The organism is Noviherbaspirillum agri (assembly GCF_054780595.1).
Genome location: NZ_BAAGWA010000006.1, coordinates 249,278 through 271,473, shown reverse-complemented (window position 1 = coordinate 271,473; position 22,196 = coordinate 249,278). Strand labels below are relative to the sequence as shown.

The 22,196-nt window shown below is 53.8% G+C and carries 25 protein-coding genes; all 25 read right to left on the bottom strand.

All coding sequences use genetic code 11. The features are described from left to right. Positions 1-14 precede the first annotated feature (14 nt). The gene (pgsA, locus tag ACYVIA_RS13320) at positions 15-596 is read right to left on the bottom strand and encodes a CDP-diacylglycerol--glycerol-3-phosphate 3-phosphatidyltransferase (protein ID WP_460841503.1); all 582 of its coding nucleotides are present in this window, start codon (positions 594-596) and stop codon (positions 15-17) included. A gap of 84 nt (positions 597-680) precedes the next feature. Next, positions 681-2,537, bottom strand: coding sequence for an excinuclease ABC subunit UvrC (uvrC, locus tag ACYVIA_RS13315; RefSeq protein ID WP_460841501.1), 1,857 nt, complete (start codon positions 2,535-2,537; stop codon positions 681-683). A 15-nt stretch (positions 2,538-2,552) separates the two neighbouring features. Further along, positions 2,553-3,611, bottom strand: coding sequence for a beta-N-acetylhexosaminidase (nagZ, locus tag ACYVIA_RS13310; protein ID WP_460841499.1), 1,059 nt, complete (start codon positions 3,609-3,611; stop codon positions 2,553-2,555). Then, the gene (gene acpS / locus ACYVIA_RS13305; RefSeq protein WP_460841578.1) at positions 3,608-4,000 is read right to left on the bottom strand and encodes a holo-ACP synthase; all 393 of its coding nucleotides are present in this window, start codon (positions 3,998-4,000) and stop codon (positions 3,608-3,610) included. Before acpS ends, nagZ begins: the two co-directional genes overlap by 4 nt. Then, a complete protein-coding gene (gene pdxJ / locus ACYVIA_RS13300; protein WP_460841498.1) occupies positions 3,997-4,764 on the bottom strand; it encodes a pyridoxine 5'-phosphate synthase in 768 nt (255 codons plus the stop codon). The genes acpS and pdxJ overlap by 4 nt, the downstream gene beginning before the upstream one ends. Positions 4,765-4,778: 14 nt before the next feature. Then, entirely contained in the window at positions 4,779-5,663 is an 885-nt protein-coding gene (gene recO, locus ACYVIA_RS13295) for a DNA repair protein RecO (RefSeq protein ID WP_460841497.1), read from the bottom strand. Positions 5,664-5,713: 50 nt separating this feature from the next. Continuing rightward, complete coding sequence (gene era, locus ACYVIA_RS13290) at positions 5,714-6,616, bottom strand: GTPase Era (protein WP_460841495.1); 903 nt, start codon at positions 6,614-6,616, stop codon at positions 5,714-5,716. Between the two features lie 11 nt (positions 6,617-6,627). Continuing rightward, on the bottom strand, positions 6,628-7,599 hold the full coding sequence (rnc, locus tag ACYVIA_RS13285; RefSeq protein WP_460841576.1) for a ribonuclease III: 972 nt from the start codon (positions 7,597-7,599) through the stop codon (positions 6,628-6,630). A 23-nt stretch (positions 7,600-7,622) separates the two neighbouring features. Further along, on the bottom strand, positions 7,623-8,012 hold the full coding sequence (locus ACYVIA_RS13280; protein ID WP_460841493.1) for a DUF4845 domain-containing protein: 390 nt from the start codon (positions 8,010-8,012) through the stop codon (positions 7,623-7,625). A 24-nt stretch (positions 8,013-8,036) separates the two neighbouring features. Next, entirely contained in the window at positions 8,037-8,948 is a 912-nt protein-coding gene (gene lepB, locus ACYVIA_RS13275) for a signal peptidase I (RefSeq protein WP_460841491.1), read from the bottom strand. Continuing rightward, complete coding sequence (lepA, locus tag ACYVIA_RS13270; protein WP_460841489.1) at positions 8,945-10,738, bottom strand: translation elongation factor 4; 1,794 nt, start codon at positions 10,736-10,738, stop codon at positions 8,945-8,947. The genes lepB and lepA overlap by 4 nt, the downstream gene beginning before the upstream one ends. Positions 10,739-10,902: 164 nt before the next feature. Next, positions 10,903-11,157, bottom strand: a complete 255-nt coding sequence (locus ACYVIA_RS13265; protein ID WP_460841488.1) for a glutaredoxin family protein — start codon at positions 11,155-11,157, stop codon at positions 10,903-10,905. A 169-nt stretch (positions 11,158-11,326) separates the two neighbouring features. After that, a complete protein-coding gene (locus tag ACYVIA_RS13260; RefSeq protein WP_460841486.1) occupies positions 11,327-12,811 on the bottom strand; it encodes a DegQ family serine endoprotease in 1,485 nt (494 codons plus the stop codon). Between the two features lie 18 nt (positions 12,812-12,829). After that, a complete protein-coding gene (locus ACYVIA_RS13255) occupies positions 12,830-13,861 on the bottom strand; it encodes a MucB/RseB C-terminal domain-containing protein (RefSeq protein WP_460841574.1) in 1,032 nt (343 codons plus the stop codon). A 5-nt stretch (positions 13,862-13,866) separates the two neighbouring features. Then, positions 13,867-14,469: a sigma-E factor negative regulatory protein gene (locus tag ACYVIA_RS13250; RefSeq protein ID WP_460841484.1), complete on the bottom strand. Its 603-nt coding sequence runs from the start codon at positions 14,467-14,469 to the stop codon at positions 13,867-13,869. Between the two features lie 79 nt (positions 14,470-14,548). Continuing rightward, on the bottom strand, positions 14,549-15,151 hold the full coding sequence (rpoE, locus tag ACYVIA_RS13245) for an RNA polymerase sigma factor RpoE (protein ID WP_057293164.1): 603 nt from the start codon (positions 15,149-15,151) through the stop codon (positions 14,549-14,551). Between the two features lie 74 nt (positions 15,152-15,225). Further along, positions 15,226-15,747, bottom strand: a complete 522-nt coding sequence (locus ACYVIA_RS13240) for a protein YgfX (RefSeq protein ID WP_460841572.1) — start codon at positions 15,745-15,747, stop codon at positions 15,226-15,228. A 51-nt stretch (positions 15,748-15,798) separates the two neighbouring features. Next, positions 15,799-17,046 carry a beta-ketoacyl-ACP synthase II gene (fabF, locus tag ACYVIA_RS13235; protein ID WP_460841482.1) on the bottom strand — a complete coding sequence of 416 codons (1,248 nt, stop codon included), beginning with the start codon at positions 17,044-17,046 and terminating at the stop codon, positions 15,799-15,801. Between the two features lie 30 nt (positions 17,047-17,076). After that, the gene (gene acpP, locus ACYVIA_RS13230; protein ID WP_040041346.1) at positions 17,077-17,316 is read right to left on the bottom strand and encodes an acyl carrier protein; all 240 of its coding nucleotides are present in this window, start codon (positions 17,314-17,316) and stop codon (positions 17,077-17,079) included. A gap of 121 nt (positions 17,317-17,437) precedes the next feature. After that, positions 17,438-18,184, bottom strand: a complete 747-nt coding sequence (fabG, locus tag ACYVIA_RS13225) for a 3-oxoacyl-ACP reductase FabG (protein WP_460841480.1) — start codon at positions 18,182-18,184, stop codon at positions 17,438-17,440. Next, entirely contained in the window at positions 18,181-19,113 is a 933-nt protein-coding gene (fabD, locus tag ACYVIA_RS13220; protein WP_460841479.1) for an ACP S-malonyltransferase, read from the bottom strand. Before fabD ends, fabG begins: the two co-directional genes overlap by 4 nt. 22 nt (positions 19,114-19,135) lie before the next feature. Then, positions 19,136-20,122, bottom strand: a complete 987-nt coding sequence (locus ACYVIA_RS13215; RefSeq protein WP_460841476.1) for a beta-ketoacyl-ACP synthase III — start codon at positions 20,120-20,122, stop codon at positions 19,136-19,138. An 8-nt stretch (positions 20,123-20,130) separates the two neighbouring features. After that, the gene (gene plsX / locus ACYVIA_RS13210) at positions 20,131-21,210 is read right to left on the bottom strand and encodes a phosphate acyltransferase PlsX (RefSeq protein WP_460841474.1); all 1,080 of its coding nucleotides are present in this window, start codon (positions 21,208-21,210) and stop codon (positions 20,131-20,133) included. A gap of 143 nt (positions 21,211-21,353) precedes the next feature. Beyond that, positions 21,354-21,536, bottom strand: a complete 183-nt coding sequence (gene rpmF / locus ACYVIA_RS13205) for a 50S ribosomal protein L32 (RefSeq protein WP_089399413.1) — start codon at positions 21,534-21,536, stop codon at positions 21,354-21,356. A 90-nt stretch (positions 21,537-21,626) separates the two neighbouring features. Then, positions 21,627-22,124 (bottom strand): YceD family protein, encoded by a 498-nt coding sequence (locus tag ACYVIA_RS13200; RefSeq protein WP_460841471.1) that lies wholly within the window; start codon positions 22,122-22,124, stop codon positions 21,627-21,629. Positions 22,125-22,196: the final 72 nt, after the last annotated feature.

Here is a 22,196-nt window from a genome sequence, read left to right as displayed (position 1 = left end):
CGCAGTACAACCATTCAAACGGTGCGGCCGGCCTTCTCTTTAATGAGCGGCCACGCTTTGCGCAAGTAATACATCATCGACCATACAGTGAGTGCCGCAGCAATCACAAGCAGCCATGCGCCCCAAAGACGCGAATCGATGCCGAAGATGGTATCGCTATACAAGAGCATAGGGATCGCCACCATCTGGGCAGCAGTCTTGATCTTCCCGATTGAACTCACCGCGACGGACTTTGACGCCCCGATTTGCGCCATCCACTCTCGTAGAGCCGAAATCGTGATTTCGCGCCCGATGATGATGAATGCGATAACGGCATTGACGCGATCGAACTCCACGAGCACCAAGAGCGCGCCCGCAACCATCAGCTTGTCCGCCACGGGATCAAGGAATGCTCCGAATGCCGAGGTCTCATTCCAGCGCCGTGCCAGGAATCCGTCGAACCAGTCCGTGATTGCAGCGACGATGAATATGAGCGTGGATGCGAGATTCTTTGCAGACGGAGACAACCAGTCGTCGGGCAGATAGAAGACACCCACAACCAGCGGTATCAGCGCTACGCGCAGCCATGTAAGCAGGATCGGAATATTAAGTGGCATAAGTGAGCGCCCGTGAATTTCGCGAATTATCGCGTGGAAATCACATTCCCTGCAATCGCCGTCGCGCCCAACAGGTCCATGACACTAGTGAAGCTGCTTGTAAATTTCTTCTGCCAGCTGCCGTGAGATTCCTTCGACAGATGCCAGCTCCTCGACGCTTGCATCAGCCACGCCGCGCAAGCCACCGAAGCGGGCAAGCAATTTCTGACGGCGCTTGGCGCCAATTCCCTCGATCTCCTCAAGGCGAGACGTCTGGCGTGCTTTGGCCCTCTTCGCACGCATGCCTGTTATTGCAAAGCGATGCGCCTCATCGCGAATCTGGGCAATCAGCATGAGAGCGGCCGACTCCTTGCCCAACTCTTGTGGTGTGCGGCCATCAGCAAAGACGAGCGTTTCCAAACCGACCTTGCGCCCCTCCCCTTTCGCCACCCCGACAATCACTCCGATATCCAGACCAAGTTCGCTGAACACCTGACGCGCCATCTCCACTTGTCCCTTGCCGCCATCCACCAGAACGATGTCCGGCATGATCCCGTCACCGTTGGCCACTTTCTCATAGCGCCGCGTCAGAACCTGCCGCATGGCCGCATAGTCGTCGCCGGGTGCAATATCGTTGATATTAAAGCGGCGGTATTCGCCGTTCTGCATCATGTGGTGGTGGAAGACAACGCAAGAAGCTTGGGTCGCTTCGCCTTGCGTATGGCTGATATCAAAGCACTCGACGCGAAGCAAATCGACATCGTCGATGTCCAGACCAAGCACATCGATCAGGGCGCGTGTTCGCGCTTGCTGGGAGCCCTGCTCCGACAGGAGTCGAGCAAGGGCAATTTCTGCGCCCTTCTGCGCCATTTCAAGCCATTGTCGCCTCTGCCCTTGCGGCTGGAATACGAGAGTGATGCGATGGCCGCATTGCTCCATTAATGCCATCATCAATTCCGGCTCGTCAATCTCGACACCAAGGATGAGTGTTCCCGGGATGAACTTATCAATGTAGTGCTGCGCAAGGAACGCCTTCAATACCTCGACATCGACTGATCCCTCGGCCGTCACCAATGCATCGTCGACATGCGTCGGAAAGTATGCTCGATCACCGAGATGCCGGCCACCTCTGACCATGGCGAGATTGACGCAGGCACGACCTCCCTGCACAACTACAGCAATGATGTCGATGTCCGCGTCGCCAACCGTTTCCATGCTCTGCTGGTGCAGCACGCGCGAGAGTGCCGAAATTTGATTACGGACAGCTGCAGCCTGTTCGAACTTCAGCTCCGCAGCGAACGCATGCATCTTCTTTTCCAGTGCATCGAGCACTTCGTTCTGCCGCCCGCGCAGGAATTTGGCAGCGTTCTCCACATCAAGCGCATACTCCTCTTTGCTGATCGCATTCACGCAAGGCGCACTACAACGCTGGATCTGGTGGAGCAGACATGGACGGGTCCGGTTTGCAAACACCGTATCTTCACAGGTACGCAGCTGGAAGACCTTCTGCAGGATCTGCATCGACTCCTTGACTGCCCATGCGCTCGGGAATGGGCCAAAGTACTGATTTTTCTTGTCGACCGCACCACGGTAATAAGCCATACGAGGCACTTCCTGGGCGGAGATCTTCAGGTAGGGATACGATTTATCGTCCCGAAACAGGATGTTGAATCGGGGCTGCAGTGTCTTGATGAGGTTGTTCTCAAGCAGGAGTGCTTCAGCTTCACTGCGCGTCACCGTGGTTTCCAGCCGAACGATGCGCTCCACCATCATTGCAGTGCGTGGACTGCTCAGGGTCTTCTGAAAGTAGCTCGAGACGCGTTTTTTCAAATCGCGCGCCTTGCCGACATACAAGATATTGTTGTCCGCGTCGAAGTAGCGATATACGCCAGGCAGATGGGGCAACTTCGCAACCGTCTCCAGGACGGCTGCGCGCGGGTCAGGTGCTACGTTTTCGGACATTGAGCAGAAAACCGGTTAAGCCTCAACCAAGGACCGGGCCGTTTGCCTTGCAGCACGATAGCGTGCATCCATCTGCAATTCCTCCCACTGCATGGCCGGGGACTGCGGAAGCATACCGACGAGGCGTGCAGCAGATTCTCTTGTTGCTGCATTGGCCTTGAAATTCAATCCAGCCAGCAGCTCATCAGCCTTGTTCGGTGAATTGCAGATCAACACCATGTCGCATCCGGCACCAAGTGCAGCATGCGCTCCGTCGACCACGCTGCCCGCGACGCTTGCGCCCTCCATGCTCAGGTCATCACTGAAAATAACACCTTGGAATCCCATGTCGCGTCGGAGGATCGACAGCCATTTTTTCGAGAAGCCCGCGGGATTCTTGTCGACCTTGGGGTAAATCACGTGCGCCGGCATGACGGCGGCGAGCCCAAGCCCCAGCCAGTCGTAAGGCGCCGCATCTTCCGACAGTATCTCCTTCAGCCCCCGATCATCAACCGGAATCTCAACATGAGAGTCAGCCTTCACAAAACCATGTCCCGGGAAGTGCTTACCACAATTCGCCATGCCTGCCAGCGCCAGTCCGTGGTTCAGGCTCTTCGCCAATACACTGACCACACGTGGGTCACGATGAAATGCACGATCCCCGATCACACTGGACTCGCCGTAATCAAGGTCAAGCACCGGTGTGAAGGACAGGTCGACGCCGCAAGCGCGCAATTCTGCTGCAAGAACAAAGCCGACGTCGGTTGCGGCCTTGATTGATTCGAGAACGTTCTTGTCCCACAGCTCACCTAGCTTTCGCATTGCAGGCAGCTTGGTAAAGCCATCCGTCTTGAAACGCTGGACACGGCCACCCTCGTGGTCAACAGCGATCAGCACGCCGGGTCGAACAGCGTGGATTGCCTCCGTCAATGCGGTCAACTGCCTCCGGCTTTCAAAGTTGCGCGCAAAGAGGATGACCCCTCCGGTCAGCGGGTGCTTGATACGGCGGATATCGTCGTCGCTAAGCGTCGTGCCCACGACATCAAGCATCACAGGACCAAGTTGCGGCGCAGCGTTTGCGGCTAATGCATTCATTTTTTCTCCACAATGACAAAGGCAACAGCGTAATCGGCCTCGTCAGTAATCGTCACTTGGGCAGTCAGCCCGTTCTGCTCCATAAAGTCTTTGAGCGCCCCGCTCGTTACCGCGACAGGCTTTCCGCTCGGGGCATTCAGCGTTTGCATGGAACGCCATGTCATCGGCATGTGCATGCCCAAGCCGATCGCTTTTGAAAATGCTTCTTTTGCGGCAAAGCGCGTGGCGAGAAAGCGCAAGCCTCGCACAGCGACCTTGGCTTTGCGGCGCCGATACTTTTCCAGCTCATCAGGCCCGAGCACCTTTTCGGCGAAACGTTCACCGTGGCGCGCAAGTGCCGCCTCAATGCGCGACATCTGGATAATGTCGGTGCCAATCCCGTAAATCATTTCTTGTGCACACCCAGGCGGGCCGCAATCATGATCGCCTTCATCTCCTTGATGGCGTTCTTCCAACCATCAAACACGGCTTGGGCGACAATGGCGTGGCCAATGTTCAGCTCGGCGATTTCCGGAATTGCGGCGATCGCCTGGACGTTCGTGTAATGCAGGCCGTGCCCGGCATTGACCTTCAAGCCATGCTTGACCCCCTCCAGCACCCCTGCCTGCACGCGCTCCAGTTCTTGCTGCACTTCGCTTTCAGATTGCGCTTCTGCATAACGCCCGGTGTGGATCTCGATGACAGGAGCTCCTGTTTCGGACGCTGCTCGGATCTGTTCACTGTCCGCATCGATAAACAGGCTCACCCGAATCCCGTACGCCTGCAACTGCCTCACCGCCGCCTGCACATCGGCGAAGTGCTTGACGACATCCAGGCCGCCTTCCGTTGTGACCTCATTACGCCGCTCCGGTACGAGACACACATCCTGTGGCTTGACGCGGCATGCAAAATCCAGCATTTCCCGCGTTACCGCCGACTCGAGATTCATCCGGGTACGGAGTTGTGGCCGAATCGCCTCCACGTCCGCATCCTTGATATGCCGGCGGTCTTCCCGCAGATGCAATGTGATGCAATCCGCACCCGCCTCCTCGGCAAGCAATGCGGCCTCTACGGGATCCGGGTACACGGTCCCACGTGCGTTACGAAGCGTCGCAACATGATCGATATTGACGCCCAGATCAATGACTGGTGTGGTCGGATGTAAGAGGCTCATGGCTTGGTTTTGGGTTATAACTGCATCAAATCTATCAGAATCTGTCGCGTATTGAGCGGCGTCCCGCCCAAATGGTGTGCAAGCAAGGAACGCATCAGGAATTTGCTCTGCATCTGGGTGGTTCCATCGCTATAGTCCTCCTGTTCCATATCGAGCAGCGTCTTGCCCGATACACGAGGCGCAGTGTCCGCCGGATGAGGAGTTCGCGGCCCGCGCTCGGGGTCGACCACATAAATTCCTTCCGGATCGATCCGTTTTCCCGTATCGGAACAAACCGTAAAGTTGCCGCCAACGCCCGTTTCCTTCAACAGGGCCCGCTCGAACTTTCGCAATACGATTGGGGCAGGCTCATTATGCCCAAGCTGGTTGATAGTCGCGATGTAATGATCAAAAAGCGCCGGATGTGGATCGTCCCGTGCGAGCAGCTTTACCAAAAGCTCGTTGAGATAGAAGCCGCACAGAAGCGCAGATTTTTCCAGCGGTAATAGCCCGCCTATCCATTCCGCGGTGGTCAAGGTCCGCACTTCAGCTTTCCCGCTCCATCCGACGGAAAGAGGCTGGAAGGTCTGAAGTACACCTCGAAGCTTGGAGTGCGGTCGCTTTGCCCCTTTTGCAATCAATGCGATACGTCCGAAGTCTCGAGTAAAGACATCAACGATGAGGCTGGTTTCCTTGTAAGGGTAACTGTGCAAAACAAAACCGGGCTGGCCAACAACCCGGTGTTCCTTTTCAGGAAGTTTGGGACGAGTCGACACTTGGGCTCCGGCGCGCACCTTCGTCTTGCCGGGTTGCGAGGACTCATCGTCGGCAGCGAAAGAAGAATCCTTCGCCGTCTCAGTCGCTTCGGCACACCGCGACGGATGTGACGGACTCTTCTCATCGCCGCTTGTCAAACGCATGACTGACCGGGGATTTTCTTCTGCTTTTCCCGAAACCATGAAAGAGAGATTTATTCGTAACCGTAGGCCCGCAATCCCGCCTCGTTATCCGCCCAGCCGGATTTGACCTTCACCCAGATCTCCAGATAAACGGGACCGCCAAACAACTTTTCCATGTCGAGGCGAGCCTGCGTCGAGATTTCCTTCAGCCTCGATCCTTTTTGGCCAATAACCATAGCCTTATGGCTGTCACGTTCGACCAGAATCGCGGCAAAAATACGGCGTAGACTTCCCTCTTCCTCAAACTTCTCGATTACCACCGTACTCGTGTATGGAAGTTCATCACCGACAAAGCGAAAAACCTTTTCCCGGACAATCTCTGCGGCAAGGAATTTTTCACTACGATCAGTGATGTCGTCTTCAGCAAATACCGGCGGGTTCTTGGGAAGGTATTTACGAATCTCATCCTCGAGGGCATCAAGCTGGAAACGCTGCTTTGCAGACACAGGCACTACTGCAGCGAAGTTGCCTGCAACGCTTACCTGCTGAGCAAAAGGCATCAGAAGGGCTTTGTCCTTCACGCGATCCGCCTTGTTGATCACAAGGATGCACGGCACATTCTCCGGCAACAACGCTACCACCTGCCGATCGGCCTCGCCGAAGCTTCCCGCTTCGACAATAAAAAGAATTACATCTGCCGCCGTCAGCGTATTGGTTACCGTACGATTAAGTGTCCGGTTCAGGGCGTTCGAGTGCCGCGTCTGAAAACCTGGCGTATCGACATAAATGAATTGCGTGTTTGCCGTCGTTTGTATGCCCGTAATTCGATGGCGTGTTGTCTGAGCCTTACGAGACGTAATGCTGACTTTGGCACCAATCAAGGCATTCATCAATGTCGACTTGCCGACATTGGGGCGTCCGACGATCGCGATGTAACCACATCGAAAATCAGAAAGTGCTTCAGGAAGCGTCATGCTATGTTGAATTAGGTAGCCGAGGGGAAAGAAGCTGGCTCAGTCACGCTCCCATTACTCGGCGATGAGGAAGATGAATCCGGGCTCTGCGGGGAAAGTGTTTTTTCGCTTGCCTTCGCCTCGGCTTTCAGGTCCAGCTTGCTTTGCTTGGCATCGTGCTTGGCTTCAGATTTTTCACCTTTAGCCGCCTTTGCCCCTTTCTTTGCCGATGCATCCTCTACCGGAGCATCCGGTTGTATCGTTGCGATACCAGCAAGCTTCAATTGAGATGCACGTGGCTTGGTCTTACGACCCGATGCTGCGGTCTTCACGAGCGCATTCTGAACTGCCTCTAACGCCAGTTTTGCAGCCGCCTGCTCGCCAGCACGCCGGCTTCCGCCAGTCCCGAACACCTGGATGTCTAATTTGGGCACCAGGCATTCAATCTCGAATTCCTGATTATGCGCGGCGCCATGGGTTGCCACAACGTTGTACTGTGGAAGTGCGAGCTTTTTACCTTGCAAAAACTCTTGCAACAATGTCTTGGCATCCTTGCCGAGTGTTCTAGGATCTACGGTGTCAAGGATGGGGATGTAAAGCGCCCTGATCGCGTCACGCGCCGCATCAAAACCCGCATCCAGGAAAATGGCGCCGAAGAGTGCCTCCAATGTGTCCGCAAGAATTGACGGACGACGAAAACCACCAGATTTCAGCTCCCCTTCACCGAGACGAAGGAATTGGGAGAGCTCAAGTCGCTGGGCAATTTCATAGAGGGACTGCTGCTTGACGAGATTGGCTCGAAGGCGAGAAAGATCACCCTCGTCGATCTTGCTGTAGCGTTCAAACAGCAACGATGCGACGACACAGTTCAGGACGGAGTCACCCAGGAATTCCAAGCGCTCATTATGGACGCCGCTATGGCTGCGATGAGTCAAGGCTTGCTGTAACAGTGCAGCGTCCTTGAAGGTATGGCCCAGCCGATCTTGCAGTAACTTGAAATCCATCGAGAATCGTCGTATCAGCGCGTTCAATCAATCTTTCGTGCGGGCCTGTTGCTCTCCGTTGTTGCCGCGTAATCAATGACCAAGCTTGCCGGCCCAACAAGTGGAATTTTTTTCTGATAAGCGATGCTGACTTCTGTGCCGCTTCCGCTGCTTGAAAATTCCAGATCCCTCCCGGATACCGACTCAATATAGCCAGCAGATGCCTGCTTATCAAAGGAAGCCTTGATTTCTGCCGGGGTTGTCCCAGCCTCCTTGGCCTTGACGATCGCCTTCTTGATCGCCGTATATTCAACTATGGAGGGAACAACCTTCATACCCAATACAGCTAGGAGTGCCACAATAACTATGACGAACATGAAACCGACTAATGACAGCCCATGCTGTCGAAAGTGTTTATTTGATAAAAAATTCATGCTCGCCTCCCGCGGTAAATCTAATTATTGAAAACTGCCGATACGCTTGAGATCTCCAAGATTCATCCAGACAAAAAATGCCTTTCCGACAATATTTTCGTCCGGTACAAATCCCCAATATCGACTGTCGAGACTGTTGTCCCGATTATCCCCCATCATAAAGTAATGTCCAGAGGGGACCGTGCAACTAAAACCTTCTGCGTTGTAACTACAAAACTCGTGTTTCGGAAAAGGATCAGGATTCTGTATATAAGACGGAGCGCGATCATCATTCAATATCTTGTAGGAAACATCTCCGACATTCTCCCTATATTGTTTAGAATAGGTCAGATGTTCTTCATCAAGGTAATCCGGCAAAGGCTCATAAACTGCTGCGGTTCCATTGATGGTGAGGCGCTTGTTCTTGTAAACGATCTTGTCGCCCGGGACTCCAATTACGCGCTTGATATAGTCAAGCGACGGATCCTTCGGATATTTGAAAACCATTACGTCACCGCGCTGCGGATCGTTTATGTCTATGATTTTCTTGTTGACGATCGGCAGGCGGATGCCATAGGTGAATTTGTTCACCAGGATCAGATCGCCGATTACCAGCGTCGGTACCATCGAGCTCGATGGAATCTTGAACGGTTCGTACAGAAATGAGCGCAAAAAGAATACAAGCGCAATAACGGGGAAAAAGCTACCAGAGTACTCAATCCAGGTTGGCTGCTTCAGCAACTCAGCTTCCAGCTTGGCACGGCCGCTTTCGTCGGTCTTGATACCTTCGGACCTTAATCGCGCTTGACGGGAATCGAACTCCGCCAACGCAGCATCTGCCCTCACCCTACGTTGCTTGCCAAAATAAAAAACATCCAAAAACCAGATAATGCCGGTTGAAATGGTGAGGATAAATAGGATTAATGCAAAATTGCCAAGAATTGCCTGCAAACTCATTTATCCTCCACTTGCAAGATCGCCAAGAATGCCTCTTGGGGCACTTCTACTGAACCGACCTGTTTCATCCGCTTCTTGCCCGCCTTCTGCTTCTCGAGGAGCTTCCGCTTCCGTGTGATATCACCACCATAGCACTTCGCGAGGACGTTCTTACGCATCGCTTTGACGTTCTCGCGCGCGATGATATTGGAACCAATCGCAGCCTGGATCGCGACGTCAAACATCTGCCGAGGAATCAGTTCGCGCATCTTTGCGGCTACAGCACGTCCCCGATACTGGCTGCTGGAGCGGTGCACGATGATCGCGAGCGCGTCCACCTTCTCACTATTGATCAGCATGTCAACTTTGACGACATCTGCTGCGCGATACTCCTTGAACTCGTAGTCCATCGATGCATAGCCACGCGAAGTCGATTTAAGCTTGTCGAAGAAATCGAGCACAATTTCCGCCATCGGCATCTCGTAAGTCAGCATCACTTGCTTACCGTGATAGCTCATATTGATCTGAACACCACGCTTTTGCGTGCAAAGCGTAATGACTGAGCCGACATACTCTTGGGGCATGTAGAGATTGACTGTGACGATCGGCTCGCGGATTTCCTCAATTTTCGACGGCTCGGGCATCTTGGATGGGTTGTCGACCATAATGACCGTACCATCACGATTTACCACCTCGTAGACGACAGTCGGTGCAGTGGTGATCAAGTCCATGTCGAACTCGCGCTCGAGGCGCTCCTGCACGATCTCCATGTGCAGCAGACCGAGGAAACCGCAACGGAAGCCAAAGCCAAGTGCTTGCGACACTTCCGGTTCGTACTGCAGCGCAGCGTCATTAAGCTTGAGCTTCTCAAGCGAGTCGCGCAGCGCATCGTACTGATTCGCCTCCACGGGGAACAGACCGGCAAACACTTGTGGCTGCACTTCCTTAAAGCCAGGCAGCGGCTCTGCTGCAGGTTTTGCTGCAAGCGTAATCGTGTCGCCGACACGTGCCGACTTGAGTTCCTTGATGCCTGCGATGACGAAACCGACCTGTCCAGCAGACAGCGCTTCCCTTGATTGCGATTTGGGCGTAAACACGCCAACGCTTTCCGTTAGATACTGCGCACCAGTCGCCATCAGCGAGATCTTGTCCTTCGGTCGTAGCGTCCCGTTCACAATCCGAACGAGCATGACAACGCCAACATAGTTATCGAACCATGAATCGATAATCAACGCCTGCAACGGCGCTGTTGGATCACCTTTCGGCGGTGGAACTTTCGCAATCAGGGCTTCAAGCACGTCTTGAACGCCCTCGCCTGTCTTGGCGGAGCAGCGCACCGCGTCCGTTGCGTCGATGCCGATGACATCTTCAATCTCCGCTATCGCACGGTCTGGGTCCGCTGATGGCAAGTCAATCTTGTTCAATACCGGAATGACTTCTACGTCCAAGTCGAGCGCCGTATAGCAATTTGCGACTGTCTGCGCCTCTACGCCTTGGGATGCATCGACGACAAGCAATGCTCCTTCGCATGCAGATAAGGAGCGGCTCACCTCGTAGCTGAAATCGACATGCCCGGGCGTATCGATGAGATTGAGGTTGTACACCTTGCCGTCACGCGACGTGTAGGTAAGCGCTGCTGTTTGCGCCTTGATGGTGATCCCCCGCTCGCGCTCCAGATCCATTGAGTCCAGAACCTGCGCTTCCATTTCGCGGTCGGACAACCCACCGCAGAGCTGAATGATGCGATCCGCAAGAGTCGACTTCCCATGGTCGATATGGGCGATGATGGAGAAATTGCGAATGTTATTCATTAACTAAGATGCAATTGCAAAAAAGGCGCTCTGAGCAGGGGGAGCCCCCAAGCGAGCGCCTTATGACAGAAGGGTTTTAGATAGCCGGCATTTTACCGGATTTCAGAGGGGAAAACCGTATATATCCGCTCTGATGGTGCGCACTGCGCGGTATGCCGCCGGATTCACGGCGCCGCGAGGAAAGCCCGGACCTTTGCCTCATCCAGAAAATAATGGCACAACTGCACTGACTCTCCGCCATTTCTGCATCCGAACAACACCGGCACGAGTTCATCAAATTGCGCCACGAGGGTTTCATCAGCATCGACATCAACCAACTCGATCGTAAAGGGATATTCGCTGCTCAGAGCTTGAAGTGCCTCCAGCATGTCGTCGCATAAATGACAATAAGAGCGGGAATAAAGGGCGAAATGAATCACGGCAGAATTTAATAATGCACGTACAAATCAAAAAACGATGATAACAATTGAAGTATAGCGCTCCATCACAATATCACTGGCGCGATGTTGTCCAGCCTCTTCACACCTTGAAAAGAAAAGAGCTGCAGACCGCCAGCGGCTGCAGCTCCGATCATGCGTTAAAACGCTTTTACTGTGGCCCGTTCGGCCGAATTGGAACGAACTGCGACGCGTCCCCTCGTCGCACCAGAACTACAGCCATTCGCCTAGGTTCCAGCTTGGCAACCAGAGAGTTGAATTGCTTTGCATCTCGCACATCATTGTTATTGAGCTGAAGTATGATATCGCCGGCACGAAGTCCCGCGCGTGCAGCAGAACCTTCAGCAGCGTCGACAATCACGCCGCCTTCGATCTTGAGTTCTTTCTTTTGCGCATCGGAGAGGTCGCTTACGACCAATCCGAGCGCGTTCGCAGGTTGCTCGGGCTTGGGCTTCCGCTCATCCTTCTTTGCGGCTTTTTCGGGCTCCAGCTCCGCAACCATCAAGGTGATTTCCTTGCTTGCCCCTTTACGCCAGACCGTGAGAGTCGCACGTGTGCCCGGCTTTGTTGCCCCGACCAGACGCGGAAGATCAGTTGATTTCTCAATCGATGTGCCATTGAACTTGATAATGATATCTCCGGCTTCGAGGCCGCCTTTTTCTGCTGGGCCACCTGGTTCGACGCGCTGAATGAGGGCGCCCTGAGCGCGTGCCAAACCAAGCGATTCAGCGACATCCTTGGTAACTTCACCTATCTGTACACCAATACGACCGCGCGTAACACGGCCGGACGTACGAAGTTGCTCTGCTACTCGCATCACCTCGTCGATAGGAACGGCAAACGAAATTCCCATATAGCCACCCGATCGACTATAAATCTGTGAATTGATACCGACTACCTCGCCACGCATATTGATTAGCGGGCCACCGGAATTTCCCGGATTGACCGCCACATCGGTCTGAATCAATGGCAGGTAGTCCCCGGTATCGCGCGCCTTCGCTGAGATGATACCGGCAGTCACTGTATTATCAAGACCGAAGGGAGAGCCAATCGCGATAACCCACTCGCCAACCCTTAGCTTGTTCGGATCTCCGATTGTGAGCCGAGGTAAATTATTCCCATCAATTTTGACGACAGCCACATCGGTTCGCTTATCGACACCGATAATTTTTGCTTTGTACTCGCGCTTGTCGGTAAGCGTCACATAAACATCATCTGCGCCCTCAACCACGTGCGCATTGGTTAAGACAAATCCATCCGCAGATATGATGAAACCGGAACCAACGCCACGCGGCACCTCCTCCTCTTGCGGCGCCTGCCTACGATTGCGCGGTGCGCGCTCCGGTTGCCGAGGCGGGACAGGAATGCCGAAAAATCTACGGAAAAACTCCTGCATTTCCTCATCTTCACTACCCGGCACACCACCTCCTTGCCCCGGCTTCACTCGTTCGGTGGTGCGGATATTAACGACTGCCGGCCCTGCCTTTTCGGCCAAGTCTGCGAAATCGGGCAGTCCTGCTATTGTCGCTGCATGGACAGAAGACGTACCCCCGGCTAAAGGTAGTGCGGCGAGAAGATAGGCCGCACCGAGCAGAAGCGACCACAAAGCTTTTCGAGCGGAAGAGATTGTTTTCATAAAATCCTATTTTTTTAGCTATTTAGATTTGAATTCAATCGAATTGGCGACTTGTTTGATCGCCGCCGGCGGTACCTCGCCCACAATGGTAAGCCAAAAGTCGCCCTGCCGCTTACCAATGATATTTAGCGCCCCCTGCTGCAACGAGCCCTCAGTGCGACTCTGGGAACCCGGTTCAATGAAGACCGAAATCGCTGCAAGCCCGTCTGAGAAAACCATTTGCGAAACCTCGCGTTGATTTTGCACTCTCCCGGCTTGAACTGATGAGGAAGCACTTCCCGATGCAGATGCATCGGTCACCATTCGCTTCACCTCTCGAATCTTCTTAAATCCCGGTGGAAGAGACTTAACGCTCCAACCAGACAAATCCACTTGGCTCATTACTGCATTTTCGACGTGCCAATCTCTAGTATTCGAAAAAGTCGGCTTCGCTCGGCTCGGGTCAATATTGCCGATGGTTACCTGCGTGAACGAAATCTGCTCCACTACCTCTCGCTTTTCATTCAGCGTTTGTGCACGCAACAAAAGACCTGTCGCTTTTTCTGCCCAGAGCTTATACCCATAGCGAAGTCCGTCTTTCGGCTCAAGAATGATCGCCTGGCAGTCGTATCCGGCTACACGCCCGACTTCTCCCTGCCGAACGTTATAAAACTCGGTCAAGTCCGATGGATTCGCCGCAAGAATGGATGGAAACACATCGTGCGTTATGCGCTTTTCGACCAGTAAGGTTTTAGTCTCGGGGACGTAGCAAATCACCTCCTCATTATTACGAATATATTCACGCGGCTTACCATCAAGAATCTCGAGCTTCTCGATCTCGTTTTTGCCATCCTTGAGATGCGTAATCCGCGAGGTACGCATTTGATTCGCCTGTTGATAGACGAACGTACCAGAATAATTCAGCCTTTGCGCGGCGGACTGGATCTTCCTCAGCCAATTGTGAGCCTGCCTACTGTCGCCGGGTGGCTCGGGGATCTCCGCTTTCGCGGAAAGTGTGAGAAGGATCGACAGTGCAACGACAAACTTAAGTAAAACGAGTGTTTGCCGCATATGAATCATTTACCAGTCTCTGCAGCAAAGGCCGCGGATCGCGCATATTGTGCTGAGCTATACAAAGAAGGAGAAAAACGCTGGTGCGCCAAGAGGTATTCGTCAATACGAGGATCTCGCAATACGACACCTTCCGGGATTTTGCCTGCCACGACCGGAGATGGTTCGGAATCCACTCGTTTCGCGGACACAACCAAAGATGATGCGTCAGTATTGCCTTCCTCCGTTGCGACCATCAACTGAGGGGTGGCGACAAACGCCACAGCCGCCATTGCAGCAGCGGCCACCATCCCAGGCATGGCCCAACGTTTTACTCGGTACGGCTGGGATGCTTTTTCTGAAGCCTCTTCCAAGACTGGCATCGTGATCGGCGCAACGATCGCAGGTTCAGCGTTGAGACGTGCCGCCATACGCTCTGCAAATCCCGGGCTCAGGGGAGCCGCCATGTCGTCTGAGCGCAACAAATCGCCGATTTGGTGATACACATTCCAATCGGCGCGCCCCTCCTTTTGACGCAACGCAGCCAAGGTCACATCAACTTGGTGACCAGCTAATTCCCCATCCATAAGTGCGGAAATTTCTTCCCGGGCCATTTCTCTCGTTTTCATACCTACCTCGTTCTGGCTGCGCCAATCCCTATTAAACCACTACACAACCATACAAATTTTGTCTTGCCTGCACCTGCGGTCACCAGCGTTTGTCAATCGCGGTGCCCAGCAACGGCCTTAACTTTTCCGCGATCGCTTCTCGAGCCCGGAATATGCGACTGCGAACGGTTCCTATAGGGCATCCCATTGCTTCCGCGATTTCATCGTAGCTCAACCCTTCGATCTCACGCAATGTAATTGCGATTCTTAGCTCATCTGGAAGTGCGTCCATCGCCACATTTACCGTCTCGGCGATCTGCTTCGTGGCGAGCATGGATTCAGGCGTATTAATGTCTCTTAGGTGCTCACCGTCATCAAAAGTTTCTGCCTCTTCAGCATCGGCTTCAGTGGAAGTCGGCGCGCGCCTACCTTGTGTAACCAAGTAGTTCTTCGCTGTATTGATGCCGATCCTGTATAGCCATGTATAAAACGCCGAATCACCCCTGAACTGGGGTAAGGCGCGGTAAGCCTTGATAAAGGCCTCCTGCACAACGTCCTCGGCTTCTGCCTGGTCGCGAACAAGCCGCGATACGAGCCGCATAAGTTTCCTTTGATATTTGGATACTAGCAACTCGAACGCTTTTTTATCGCCGCGCTGGACACGCTCGACAAGCAGTTGGTCAATGTCGCGTTCTGTCGTCAATCCCCGTTCCCTTGTTTCGTTGCAACATATACGCGGCTAAAGCTGTTGACTGTAGGAAATGCAAGAAGTTCAATTTACTTCGAAAAATTCTGGCCATCCTCGACTGAAGGAGGATTATTGCGCGCAGCAATCCAACGGCACGCAACCGAGAGTGACCGAAAGCTGTCCCGCGAAACGCTATCGGGCAAAATCGGCAACGTGCTCACGATTCCACTGTCTGACTGCAAGCGCAAAAGCAGCAGATGCGGCCATATCGTGGAATCCCTTGAAATTTGAACCACTTCCGCAGAGTCTTCTACATGCGGCCAGTTCGCGTTTGCACAAGACCCGCTTTCGTTCATTTTAGTCAAGCGGATCTGCCCTGCTCCTGAGATATCAATATGTATGGTTTTTCGATGGCTGGTGCCATGATAAAACCCAAAAACTGCGAGGATAAGCAATAGGCCTGTAAGGCCGGATCGTATCAGGACGGACAACTCTCCGACGAGTCCGAGAGCAACCGTTAGAGCAACTGATGCGACGATACCCGACATAGCAGTCACCATCACGAACAAAGCGCGTGAGGGTTGAACTATGGCGGAGACCGCGATAGACATGATGGGAAAGCTCAGCAACGCCCCTCTCTGTTTAGAGAGGGACGCATCTAATCAGACTTTGCCGAAGATGAGGGTGCCGTTCGTGCCACCAAAACCGAACGAGTTCTTCACTGCGACTTTGATAGGCATATTACGTGCAGTGTTTGCACAATAGTCGAGATCGCAGGCGGGATCCTGGTTGAAGATATTGATTGTTGGCGGGGACACCTGCTGATGCACCGCAAGCACGGTGACTACTGACTCCAATCCACCAGCACCGCCCAGCAGGTGGCCAGTCATGGATTTTGTCGAGTTTACGACGACCTTCTTGGCATGATCACCGAGTGCACGTTTGATTGCAATCGTCTCGGCAACGTCACCCAATGGAGTTGAAGTGCCATGCGCATTGACGTAATCAACCTGATCAGGATTGACCTGTGCATTGTTCAGTGCAGCAATCATGCAGCGACGCGCACCGTCTCCATCGTCAAGTGGGGCCGTCATGTGATGCGCGTCCGCACTCATGCCAAAGCCGAGGACTTCTGCATAAATCTTGGCACCGCGCGCTTTTGCGTGCTCGTATTCTTCCAGCACCATGACACCAGCACCTTCGCCGAGCACAAAACCATCGCGATCCTTATCCCAGGGTCGGGAGGCGGTAGCCGGGTCGTCGTTGCGTGAGGATAGCGCGCGTGCAGCAGCAAATCCGCCGACGCCCAACGGCGACACCGTTGATTCAGCGCCCCCAGCAACCATGACATCTGCATCACCATATTCAATCATGCGCGCTGCCGCACCGATGCAGTGCAGGCCGGTCGTGCATGCCGTCACAATGGCGAGGTTTGGCCCCTTGAAACCGTACTTGATCGAAAGATGGCCGGAGATCATGTTGATGATCGATGCCGGCACAAAGAATGGGCTGATACGACGCGGCCCGCGATTCACGTACTCGGCATGTGTCTCCTCAATCATTGGAAGACCACCGATACCGGAGCCGACGATGACGCCAATTCGATCAGCATTCTCGTCGGTCACCGTTAGGCCGCTATCCTGAATCGCCTGAATTCCTGCGGCCATGCCGTAATGAATAAAGGCGTCCATGTGGCGCGCTTCCTTACCAGGAATGTAGTCCTCGATATTGAAGCCCTTTACTTCACCCGCAAAACGCGTGGAGAAAGGCGTGGCGTCAAATTTTGTGATGGTCGCAATGCCCGATTTGCCTTCGAGTAGCGCTGCCCAAGTGTCGGCAATAGAATTACCAACGGGGGAAACGCAACCGAGGCCAGTCACTACGACGCGACGTTCACGTGAGCGGCTCAAGCGGTTCTCCTGAATCGATCAAAAACAATATTAAGCCTTGACGTGTGCCTTGGCGTAGTCGATCGCCTGTTGCACCGTAGTGATCTTCTCCGCCTGTTCGTCCGGAATTTCCATTTCAAACTCGTCTTCAAGAGCCATCACGAGTTCAACGGTGTCAAGAGAGTCGGCACCGAGGTCATCAACGAACGACGATTCATTCTTGATGTCTGCTTCAGCGACGCCCAGTTGTTCAGCGACGATCTTCTTAACGCGTTGTTCGATATCGGACATATTATCCCTCCAGTGGGTTACAGAAAGTGCGCGCATTTTATCAGGTTTGCGCAACGAAAATTCACTTTTGGCTTCTGTTTTCAACGGCACCTAAACTTCAGCCAAAAGTAGCGAATATTACTTAATTCATGAACATGCCACCGTTCACGTGCAGTGTCGTGCCGGTAATGTAAGAGGCTTGTGGCGAAGCAAGGAACGCTACTGCGGCGGCGATATCCTCCGGTTGCCCAAAACGCCCAAGAGGAATCTGCTGCATCAATGCTGATGCCTGCTGGTCACCCAACTCCCTTGTCATATCGGTGTCAATAAAGCCCGGCGCTACACAATTCACAGTAATGTTACGGCTTCCGATTTCGCGAGCAAGCGCGCGGCTCATACCGGCGACGCCGGCCTTGGCAGCTGCATAGTTCATTTGCCCCGGGTTTCCTGCAGAACCAACTACGGAGGTTATATTGATGATGCGTCCATGCTTGGCCTTCATCATGCCGCGCAAGACTGCACGAGAAAGGCGTGCGACGGCAGTAAGGTTAGTCGAAATGACGGCATCCCATTCCTCATCCTTCATTCGCATTGCAAGCTGATCTTGCGTAATACCTGCGTTATTGACCAGGATCGCCAGACCGCCGAATTCCTTTTGCACTTGCTCGACGACCGCAATGCATCGCTCGGCATCGGTCACATTGAGGACAACGCCCTTGCCACAATCCGGACCGATGGCCGCAAGGTAATCGGTGATCGCTGCAGCTCCAGACTCCGAAGTTGCCGTGCCTACCACCTTCGCACCTTGCCGCGCCATTTCCTGAGCAATCGCTCGCCCAATGCCGCGAGTTGCACCCGTAACCAGCGCAATTTGGTTATTCAGATTCACTTCACTAACTCCATCACTTTATTCAAAGACGCCTGATCAACGATGGACTCGCCAATCAAGTCACTGTTGATACGTTTGGTCAAGCCAGCAAGCACCTTACCGGGCCCGCACTCCACGACATGCGTCACGCCGTCGACCGCCATTTTCTGGATGGTCTCGACCCATCGCACCGGGCTTGCCGCCTGGCGAACGAGAGCATCCTTTATGGCCGAAACGTCTTGCACGATCGCGACATCGACGTTATTAATGAGCGGAATTTGCGGAACTGCGAACGGCAGTTTTTCCATGTAGTTACGCAGACGATCCGATGCCGGCCTCAGCAACGAGGAATGGAACGGAGCAGATACAGGCAGTGGCAGCGCGCGTTTTGCCCCCTTGGCTTTTGCAGCTTCACAGGCGCGTTCGACAGCCCCCTTATGGCCCGCAATAACTACCTGGGCAGGAGCGTTGAAGTTGACGGCCTCGACCACCTCGCCTTGCGCTGCTTCCGCACATGCGACCCGGACATCTTCATCCGACAGACCAAGGATGGCCGCCATACCACCCTGCCCAACCGGAACCGCTTCCTGCATCGCCCTTGCGCGAAACCGCACAAGAGGAACAGCATCCTTGAATGCAAGTGCTCCGGCCGCAACCAAAGCCGAATACTCACCCAGACTATGTCCAGCAACAATTGCGGGAACTGGACCACCAGCGGCAATCCACGCTCGATAATACGCAACTGCAGCAGTCAGCATTACCGGCTGAGTATTGGTAGTCAGATCGAGTTCTTCCTTGGGACCTTCCGCAATCAACTTGCCAAGATCGACACCAAGAGCGTCCGATGCTTCTTCTACGGTTTGGCGGACCACCGGATCATCGGAAAAGCCATTCAGCATACCGATGGCTTGCGATCCCTGACCTGGAAATACAAATGCAAATTTTGTCATTCTTCGTTATGTTGAAAATTAATTACATGCGAGCGAGGATCGCACCCCAAGTGAACCCACCGCCAACACCTTCCATCATTACGTTTTGCCCTGCCTTGACACGCCCATCACGCACGGCAGCATCGAGTGCCAGCGGAATTGACGCTGCCGATGTGTTCCCATGCTGGTCGACAGTCACCACCATCTTCTCTATCGGCAGACCAAGCTTCTTTGCCGTTCCCTGCATGATGCGGATATTGGCCTGATGTGGAATGAGCCAGTCAATCTGCGAGGAGCTCATGTCCGCGGCTTTAAGCGCCTCGTTGGCCACCTTGTCGAGCACCGACACTGCAAGCCTGAAAACTGCCTGCCCATCCATGTAAAGGAAGGCACTACCTTCCACTGCCCCACCACTGACACTTCCCGGGATACAGAGAATGTGACCATGACTCCCATCCGCATGCAGCTTTGTGGCCAGGACCCCTGGCTCATCAGATGTGGTCAACACTACGGCACCGGCACCATCTCCAAAGAGCACACATGTCGTACGATCTTCGAAGTTCAGAATGCGCGAGAACACCTCGGCACCGATGATCATTACGTTTCTGTGGACACCGGCTTTAATAAAGCTATCGGCAATAGAAACCGCATATACGAATCCACTGCAGACAGCCTGCACATCAAATGCCGCGCACTCGTTTCTGATTCCCAGCTTGCGTTGTACGACGCATGCGGTGCTTGGGAAACCACCAAAGTGATCCGGGGTGGAGGTTGCCACGATGATCAAGTCAATATCATTCGGACCAAGGCGAGCCATCTCTAGCGCTCGCTTAGCTGCCTCAACCGCCAAATCGCTAGACTGGACACCTGGATCCGCATAATGGCGAGCCGAAATACCGCTACGCGACACGATCCATTCATCTGAAGTCTCGATACCTTTCTCCGCCAACTGAGCGGCAAGCTCGTGATTGGTGACACGCCGTGCCGGAAGAAAACTTCCCGTACCGATGATTTTGCTATAGAGAGCCATTCCGATTTCTATTGAGTGAGTACCGTAACCGGACTTGCAGGTGCCGGCGCCGAAGGAGAAGCTGGCTGAGGCATCAATTCTGCGATGGTGTGCGAAATATGAGAAAGAAGATCATGCTTCGCAGCTTCAAATGCGCGCTTGATTGCCCATTCGTAGCCATATGCGTCCTCTCCACCGTGACTCTTGAAAACAAGTCCACGCAAGCCCAGAAGGCTCGCGCCGTTGTAGCGCGACGGGTTCATGCGGCGGGAGAAGGACCTGATTGCCCCTCCCGCTATCAGCGCCCCGAGCATATTCACAGGATTACTCTTGAACTCGGCTGTCAACGCACTTTTCACGAAGCGCCCCAGCCCTTCCGATGCCTTCAGGACTACGTTTCCGACAAAACCGTCGCAGACAACGATATCGGTCGTACCCTCGAATATGTCATTACCCTCGACGTTCCCGTAGAAGTTCAGCATTCCCTTTTGATGGTCTGCGCGCAGCAGCAGCGCGGTCTGCTTCACGACCTCGTTACCCTTGATGTCTTCCTCGCCGATGTTGAGCAGGCCAACCGTCGGCGACGGCTTCTCTTCGAGAGCGGATACCAAAGCCGAGGCCATCAGGGCAAACTGATGCAGATGCTGTGGTTCACAATCCACGTTGGCACCGAGGTCCAACATGTAGGTTGCGGCATTCTTCTGATTCGGGATAAGTGTGCAAATAGCCGGGCGATCCACTCCAGGGATGGTCTTCAGGACGTAACGCGACACCGCCATCAGCGCACCTGTATTACCCGCTGATACGCATGCCTGCGCGCGCCCATCCTTTACCAGAGTGATAGCCACGCGCATCGAGGAGTCCTTTTTTCGTCTCAGCGCGACTTCCACTGGGTCGTCCATGGTGACAACCTCTGTAGCGTGGATCACTGAAAGGCGCGGATGTCCTTCTGCATTGAGCTTTTTCAGCTCCGCGTGAATGGCTTCCTGTTGACCGACCAAAATCAACTCGGCGTCAGGTTCGTGATTAGCGAAGGAGACAGCGGCGGGAATCGTGACTGACGGGCCGTGGTCGCCACCCATGCAGTCTATGGAAATTTTGATTGTCATTGTTTTGACTCAGTACCTCACTCTAACCGCCTTGCGGGCGAGATCAGGCGTGATTCAAAATGACGCAATGCGCTTTTTCAGCATATGAAAAAACGGCGCCAAGTCAAACCTGCGCCGCTTTTAGCTTTGAACAATGTGCGAAATTACTCGTCGTTCTTGGTCTTGAGGACCTTGCGACCACGATAATAGCCGTTCGGGCTGATGTGGTGACGCAGATGAGTTTCGCCAGTAGTCGGCTCTACTGCCAGCGGGGGAGCAACCAGAAAATCGTGTGCACGGTGCATACCACGCTTGGAGGGGGATTTTTTGTTCTGTTGAACGGCCATGATGACTCCTAAACCTTAAGATCTGAAATTTTAACATATCCGGCCTGCCAACTTCTTGCATACCGGGAACTCCTGCTGCAACCCGAAAATTTATTGCTTTAAATTCTTCAATACGGCAAACGGCGAAACTTTCTCTGCATCCTTTCCAGCATCCACCATCAGCTGATCCGGGCAAGTCTCGTGTTTGGGCGAAAGAGGAATTGCCAGCAACGCCTCGTCCTCGATGAGCTGCCCGACGTCAAAGGTGCGACTGCCCACTATGACCTCCACCGATTCATCTCCAAGCAATGCGTCAACCTCATCCGCACCACTTTCGTCCGGAGCAAGAATCAGCACCGACTCTGACGCCACATCGAACACAAACGGCGCCAAACATCGTTGACACATCAGGCGCACAGAGCCGGTTATTGACAACACCAACTGTGGATACCCCTGTTTGTCACTGCCGCCTTGAAGAGACCAGCGCACCGTGCCGAAACTATCAACCGACTCCGCCGCCAGCCGCGGCAAATTGGCAACCGCGACCTCACCCTCTCGGCGCTCTTTGAGCCGACAGAATTCAAACGCGTCGATCACAAAAGGATTCATACAACGAAGCCGAGCCCGGAAAACCTGCGATAATAACAGGCTTTTCCCTTATTCGTCAAAGTGTTAGATCAC